The following is a 6,642-nucleotide window of genomic DNA, read 5'->3' on the forward strand; positions in this document are numbered from 1 at the left end:
GGCCGTCCCCCGCCCCGGCCGCCGGGTCATGGCGCGGTGGTCCGCGCGTCGGTGAGGACCGGAGCGGCCTCGCGGTCTGCGCCGGGCATCAGAAGGCGCCCACGGCGTAGCGGCTGCGGAAGAACAGCAGCGGCCGGCCGTCCTCGCCGGCGTCGAGCGCCACCACCTGCGCGGTGACGAGGTGGTGGTCGCCGGCCTCGTACACGGCGTCGAGCACGCACTCCACGTGGGCCAGGGCTCCGTCGACGCGTACGGTGCCGTGCTCGCCGACGCTCCAGGGCACCCCGGCGAACTTGTCGGGGCCGCTGCGGCCGAGCGAGGCGCAGGTGGCCTGCTGGTCCTCGGCGAGGATGTTGACGCAGAAGCGGCCCGCGCGCTCGATCCTCGGCCAGCTGGTCGAGTTCCGTCCGACGGCCAGCATGACCAGCGGGGGGTCGAGGGAGAGCGAGGCGAAGGACTGGCAGGCGAAGCCGACGGGCTCCAGGGCGTCGGGGTCGAGTGTCGCCACCACCGTGATGCCGCTGGCGAAGCGTCCGAGCACGTCCCTGAATTCGGAGGGAGGGATCAGCCGTTCCACTGGTGGCCCCAGAAGCTGTCGGCGGTGATCTCCTTCGCGACCCAGGTGGCGGGGTCGACGACGAGGCCGTCCCAGCCGTACTCGACCTGGAAACCGCCGGGGGCCTGGGCGTAGAAGGACACCATGCGGTCGTTGGTGTGGCGGCCGAGGCTGGACGCGATGGGGATGCCGGCGGCGTGCATGCGGTCGAGGCCGCGGCCCACGTCGTCGAGGGTCTCCAGCTCGACCATGAAGTGCACGATGCCCGGGGGCAGTGCGCCGGGGTAGAGCCCGAGGCTGTGGTGGCGGCGGTTGGGGCTGAGGAAGTGCATCCAGTGGAAGTCCCGCTGCTCGGTGGCGGTCGGGACGGCCTGCGGCGGCAGCTTCATCGAGTCGCGGAGCTGGAAGCCGAGCAGGTTCTCGTAGAAGTCGAGCGCGGCCTCGATGTCCGGCACGGGGAGCACGACGTGGCCGAGGCCCAGGTCGCCGGTGACGAAGCGGTTGCCGTAGGGGGTGCCGAGCGCCGTGTGGTCCTGCGCCTGGCCCCAGTAGATCTCCAGCGGGTTGCCGCCCGGGTCCGTCACGTGGATCAGGCCCTGGACGCGGCGCTCGGCGAGGGCGGCGGGGTCGGCGGCCTTGACGGCGACGCCGGCCGCCTCCAGCTCCTCGGCGGCGCGGGCGAGGGCGGCGGCGTTCGCCACCTCCCAGCCGGCCGCGAGGAGCCGGTCGCTCCCGCCGGCCTGGACGACGATGCGGTAGGCGCGGTCGTCGATGCGGAGGCAGAGGGTGTCCTCTGTGGTGCCGGATGCCTCCACCATGCCGAGGACGTCGAGGGCGTAGCGGCGCCACTCGTCCAGGGTGGTGGTCTCCAGGCGCAGGTAGCCGAGAGCACGGATGTCCATGGTGTGCACCTCTTGTGTCGTGACGAAGAGTCAAGGGGCAGTACGAGGAGGGGTGTTACGAGGGACGGTACGAGGGGGCAAGGGGGAGGTTCAGTGGGAGAAGAAGTCGACGGCGAGGCGGTTGAACTCGTCCGCCTGCTCGGTCTGCGCCCAGTGCCCGCAGTGCGGGAAGACGTGCAGACGCGCGTCGGGGATGGTCTTGAGGGCGACCAGCGCGCCGTCGAGGGGGTTGACGCGGTCCTCGCGGCCCCAGGTCAGCAGCACCGGCTGGGTGATCCGGTGGGCCTCGCGCCAGAGCATCGTGTCCTCGGCCCAGGCGGGGTCGGCGAAGGAGGCGCCCATCCGGGCGCTGCCGAGCCGGGTGTCGGGGTCGGTGGCCGAGGCCCAGCGCTCCTCGACGAGTTCGTCGGTGACGATCGACTGGTCGTACGCCATCACTCCGAGGAAGGCGCGCAGTTGCTCCTTGGTGGGCTCGGGCGAGGTGGTGAACGCGAAGAGTCGCTTGATGCCCTCGGTCGGGTCGGGCGCGAAGAGGTTGACGGAGACCCCGCCGGGGCCCATCAGGAGGAGCTTGCCGACCTTGTCCGGGTGGTTCAGGGCCATGCGGACGGCGGTGCCGCCGCCGAGGGAGTTGCCGATGAAGTGGGCCCGGTGGATTCCGAGTTCGTCCATCAGGGCGGCCACGGCGTTCGCGCTGAAGGTGAAGTAGTCCCGGTCGGGCACCGGCTTGTCCGAACGACCGAAGCACGGCTGGTCGACGAGCAGCGTGCGGAAGTGCTCGGCGAACACGGGGAGGTTGCGGCCGAAGTTGCTCCAGGCGGAGGCGCCGGGCCCGCCTCCGTGGAGCATGATCACGACAGGGGCTCCGGCCGTCCGGTCGGCGGGGGCCGCCTCGTGGTAGTGGAGGGTGAGCCCGGCCGCCTCGGCGGTGCGGGAGGTCGACTCGTAGGTCAGCTCTGCCATCGTCGGCGCCTCTCAGGCCATGGTGTCGTGGATGTCGATGCCGAGGGCGCTCTGCCCGTACATGACCAGGGCCCGCTCGGGGTCGTTCGCGGCGTGGCCCCGTCCGGTGTGGGCGTCGCGCCAGGCCCGCTGGACCGGGCCGGGACCGGTGCGCATGGCGCTGCCGCCGGAGTTCTCCATCAGCAGGTCGACCGCGGCGACGCAGCGCTCGGTGGCGAGGACCTGGTCGCGGCGGGTGCGGGTGCGCAGCTCCATGGGGATCTCCTCGCCGCGCCCGGCGAGGGCGTACATCTCGCCCATGTTCCGGGTCAGTTGCAGCCAGCTCGCGTCGATGTCGCTCGCGGCGCGGGCGATGCGGACCTGCGCGAAGGGGTCCTCGGCGACCTTCTGCCCGTACGAGACGCGGAACCGCCGCCGGGTGGCCTCGGCGTACGCGTCGAAGGCGCCCTCGGCGATGCCGACGATCGGCGTGGAGATGGTGGTGGTGAACACGCCGGCGTACGGCAGCCGGTACAGCGGCTCGGGGTTGAGGTCGTGACCGGGTACCCGCAGGGCGGTCACCGGGCCGAAGCTCAGGGCGCGGTGCTCGGGGACGAAGACGTCCTCGACGACGACGTCGTTGCTTCCGGTGCCGCGCAGGCCGACCGTGTCCCACACGTCGTCGACCCGGTAGTCGGAGCGGGGGATCAGGAAGGTGCGCATGTCGACCGGGTTGCCGTCGCCGTCGGTGACGAGGCAGCCCAGGAGCGCCCACCCGGCGTGGTCGCAGCCGGAGGAGAAGTGCCACCGGCCGGAGAGGCGGAAGCCTCCGTCGGCGGCGGCGGCCTCACCGGTGGGGGCGTACGAGGAGGCGATCCGGGCCTTGGCGTCCCGCCCCCACACCTCCTGCTGGGCGCGGGGGTCGAACAGGGCGACGTGCCAGGGGTGGACGCCGACCACGGAGGCGACCCAACCGGTCGAGCCGCACGCCTTGGCGATCTCCTTGACCGCCGTGTAGAAGACCACCGGGTCGGCCGCGCGGCCCCCGAAGGCCCTGGGCTGGAGGAGCTGGAAGAAGCCGGTGTCCTCGAGTTCCTTCACGGACGTGTCGGGCACGCGGCGCAGCGTCTCGGCCTCGGCCGCGCGGTCGCGCAGGGCGGGGGCGAGGTCGCGGATCGCTGCCAGGACGTCATCGGCCATGGGGCATCCCCTTTCGGGTCGTGGTGGGGGAATGCCAGGACCGTACGGCGTGCCGCACGGCGACGAAATGCGCTGCTCCCACTCAGCGGGAACCCGCCCAGGAGGGGTGCGCAGGGGGCGTTGGCAGGGGGTGTCCGCAGGAGGCGTTCGCAGGGGTGTCCACAGGAGGCTGCCCGCAGGAGGCGTCCGCAGGGGGTGTCCGAGCGTGCGCGCCGGCCGCCCCGGACCGCACCCGCCTCTCCGGACCCGGCGGGGGCGGTCGGGCGGGCCTCAGAGCATGGGGTCGCGGACGTCCATGCCGAGGGCGTCCTGGGCGTAGAGGACCAGGGCACGGTCCACGTCGTTGGCCGCCTGGCCGCGGCCGGTGTGCAGGTCGCGCCAGGCCCTCTGCAGGACGTCGTCGCCGACGCGCAGGGGACCGCGGCCGGCGTTCTCCATCAGCAGGTCCACGGCGGTGACGGCGCGTTCGGTGGCGAGGGCCTGGTCGCGGCGGGTGCGGGCGCGCAGTTCCCTGGGGATCTCCGCGCCGGCGCGGGCGAGCGCGTACAACTCGGCCATGTTGCGGGAGAGCTGCAGCCGGGCGGCGTCGATCTCGCCGGCGGCGCGGGCGATGCGGACCTGCGCGAAGGGGTCCTCGCCGACCCGGGGTCGCCGGCGGGCGGCGGCGACCTGGTCCTCGAAGGCGCCCTCGGCGATGCCGACCATCGCGGTGGAGACGGCGGTGGTGAAGACGGACGCGTAGGGCAACCGGTACAGCGGTTCGGGGTGGACGTCGTGCCCGGGGCAGCGCAGCGCGGTCACCGGGCCGTAGCCGAGCGTCCGATGGGCGGGCACGAAGGCGTCCTCGACGACGATGTCGTTGCTGCCGCTGCCGCGCAGGCCAACCGTGTCCCACACGTCGTCGACGCGGTAGTCGGCGCGCGGCACCAGGAAGGTCAGCATGTCCACCGGCCTGCCCTCGGCGTCGGCGACGACGCCTCCGAGCAGGGCCCACCCGGCGTGGTCGCAACCGGCGGAGAAGTGCCAGCGGCCGGACAGCCGGTAGCCCCCGCCGTCGGGGGTGACGTCGCCGGTGGGGGCGTGGGAGGAGCAGATCCGGGCGGAGTCGTCGGCGCCCCAGACCTCCTCCTGCGCCCGTGGGTCGAACTGGGCCACGTACCAGGGGTGGACGCCGAGGACCGACGCCGCCCAGCCGGTCGAGCCGCAGGCCTTGGCGATCTCGTGCACGGCGGAGTAGAAGACGGCGGGGTCGGCGGCGAGTCCGCCGTACGCGCCGGGGCGGAGCAGTCGGAAGAAGCCGGCGTCCTCCAGTTCCTCGACGGAGGCGTCGGGGACCCGCCGCAGGGCTTCCGCACCGGCCGCCCGCTCGCGCAGGGCGGGGGCGAGGGCGCGGACCGCCGCGAGGACGTCTTCGCCGCGCATGGGCACCCCTCTCGGATCCGGACCGGTCGTGCCGTGACGACAGGGAACCTACGCGTTACTGTTCCGAGACGGAACTCCCTCTTCCCAGCGCCCGTCATCCTCTGGCAATCTCCACGCAATACCGGAGATTACGGACCCGGCCAGAGGTCGATCGGCTGTGCTGTCCGTGTGGGAGGTGTCGATGACGACCCGTGCTGTCGAGGCCGGGATGCCGCCCCTGTCCCTGCTGGAGAAGGCGGCGAAGGTGCTGAGCGCCTTCGAGAGCGCCGGGCCCCGGCTCACCCTCACCGAGGTCGTGCAGCGCTCGGGCATCAGCCGCTCCTCCGCACACCGGATCCTCGATCAGCTGGTGCAGCTGCGCTGGCTCGAACGCGAGGGCCGTGACTACCGCCTGGGCATGGGCATGCTGGAGCTCGGCGCCATGGCCTCGCACCACAACCGGCTCCGCCGGGCGGCCCTGCCGCACCTGCACGCGCTCCACGAGTCCACCGGCCACCTCGTGCACCTCACCGTGCTCGACGGCTCCGAGGTGGTCTACCTGGAGCGCATCGGCGGCTCGGACGACTCCGTCGTCCCCTCGCGCACCGGCGGGCGGCAGCCGGCGTACTGCACGGCCTCGGGCAAGGCCATCCTGGCCTTCGGCGACGGCCCGCCGGTGGATCGGGTGATACGCGACGGCCTGCGCGCACGCACCGCGCGCACGATCACCCGCCCCGACTCCTTCCGCCGCGAGCTGGCGATGACGCGCGAGCGCGGCGTGGCCTTCGACCACGAGGAGGGGTACCGGGGGATCTTCTGCGTGGCCGCTCCGCTGCGCGGCGCCGGCCGTGCCATCGCCGCGATCTCGGTGAGCGGCCACGGCGTCCACCGCGAGATGGAGCGGCTCGCCCCCGCCGTGCGCGGCTGCGCGCGCTCGGTGTGGCAGTCCATGTTCGGACCCGGCAGGCAGTCGGAGAAGCGGGCTCGCACCGCCGGCGCGACAGCCGGTCCGGCGGTTGCGCAGCCGTCGATGGACAACATGATGACCTGGCTGCGCTTCAGCGACTGGATGTGAGGCGCTCCCGCAGCGCGGCGAGTCCGGTGCCGTAGGTGCCGTCCCCGAACAGGGCCTCCACCTGCGGCACCACGTCGTCCGCGCTCCGGTAGGAGGCCGACCACGTCACCTCGGCCCCACCGGGGTGCGGGCGCACGGCCAGGGTGCCCACGTAGTCGCGGACGGGCAGGACGACGGGTTCGAGCAGGGCGTAGCGGTACGCACGGGCGGCCGCGTCCCGGTCGAGCAGACGCTCCCGGGCGACGATCCTGCCGTCGACGGCGAAGACCCGCACTGCGCCCGGCACTTCGGGGTCGCCGCCCTCCTCGAGGGACGACGGCGGCAGGTGCGGGTGCCATTCGGCGAGCGCGCCGAAGTCGCCGATGACCGCCCACACGGCGTCGGGCGTGGCCGCGAGCACGGTGGAGCGTACGAGCGTGCGGGACTTCATGGTCGTCTCCTCGGTACGGATACGGATACGGATACGGATACGGCTACCGCTCGCGGTGGCCGCGCAGGGCGGGGAGGGGGGGGGGCCCCGGCACGTGCGGCGCCCCACCCCGGGTCGTTCGGTAGTCAACCGGGGC

At 73.2% G+C, this 6,642-nt stretch carries 7 protein-coding genes; 1 reads left to right on the forward strand and 6 read right to left on the reverse strand.

Annotated elements, in window-relative coordinates:
• Positions 1–88: 88 nt before the first annotated feature.
• The 5 genes from ACFCY7_RS39110 to hsaA (ACFCY7_RS39130) form a co-directional block, all read right to left on the reverse strand.
• Positions 89–541 (reverse strand): flavin reductase family protein, encoded by a 453-nt coding sequence (locus tag ACFCY7_RS39110; protein WP_376490847.1) that lies wholly within the window; start codon positions 539–541, stop codon positions 89–91.
• Between the two features lie 23 nt (positions 542–564).
• The gene (locus tag ACFCY7_RS39115; protein ID WP_376490848.1) at positions 565–1,458 is read right to left on the reverse strand and encodes a VOC family protein; all 894 of its coding nucleotides are present in this window, start codon (positions 1,456–1,458) and stop codon (positions 565–567) included.
• A 90-nt stretch (positions 1,459–1,548) separates the two neighbouring features.
• Positions 1,549–2,421 (reverse strand): 4,5:9,10-diseco-3-hydroxy-5,9,17-trioxoandrosta-1(10),2-diene-4-oate hydrolase, encoded by an 873-nt coding sequence (hsaD, locus tag ACFCY7_RS39120; RefSeq protein WP_376490849.1) that lies wholly within the window; start codon positions 2,419–2,421, stop codon positions 1,549–1,551.
• A 12-nt stretch (positions 2,422–2,433) separates the two neighbouring features.
• Complete coding sequence (gene hsaA, locus ACFCY7_RS39125; protein ID WP_376490850.1) at positions 2,434–3,600, reverse strand: 3-hydroxy-9,10-secoandrosta-1,3,5(10)-triene-9,17-dione monooxygenase oxygenase subunit; 1,167 nt, start codon at positions 3,598–3,600, stop codon at positions 2,434–2,436.
• Positions 3,601–3,870: 270 nt separating this feature from the next.
• Positions 3,871–5,022 (reverse strand): 3-hydroxy-9,10-secoandrosta-1,3,5(10)-triene-9,17-dione monooxygenase oxygenase subunit, encoded by a 1,152-nt coding sequence (gene hsaA, locus ACFCY7_RS39130; RefSeq protein WP_376490851.1) that lies wholly within the window; start codon positions 5,020–5,022, stop codon positions 3,871–3,873.
• 181 nt (positions 5,023–5,203) lie between these two features.
• Between hsaA (ACFCY7_RS39130) and ACFCY7_RS39135 the strand changes: the two genes are divergently transcribed.
• On the forward strand, positions 5,204–6,076 hold the full coding sequence (locus ACFCY7_RS39135; RefSeq protein ID WP_376490852.1) for an IclR family transcriptional regulator: 873 nt from the start codon (positions 5,204–5,206) through the stop codon (positions 6,074–6,076).
• On the opposite strand, the gene ACFCY7_RS39140 is transcribed toward ACFCY7_RS39135, so the two are convergent.
• Positions 6,060–6,506, reverse strand: coding sequence for an SRPBCC family protein (locus ACFCY7_RS39140; RefSeq protein ID WP_376490853.1), 447 nt, complete (start codon positions 6,504–6,506; stop codon positions 6,060–6,062). The two genes, ACFCY7_RS39135 and ACFCY7_RS39140, sit on opposite strands and share 17 nt — an antisense overlap.
• Positions 6,507–6,642: the final 136 nt, after the last annotated feature.

Origin of the sequence: Streptomyces sp. NPDC056361, from assembly GCF_042262805.1 — a bacterium.
Lineage (GTDB): Bacteria > Actinomycetota > Actinomycetes > Streptomycetales > Streptomycetaceae > Streptomyces.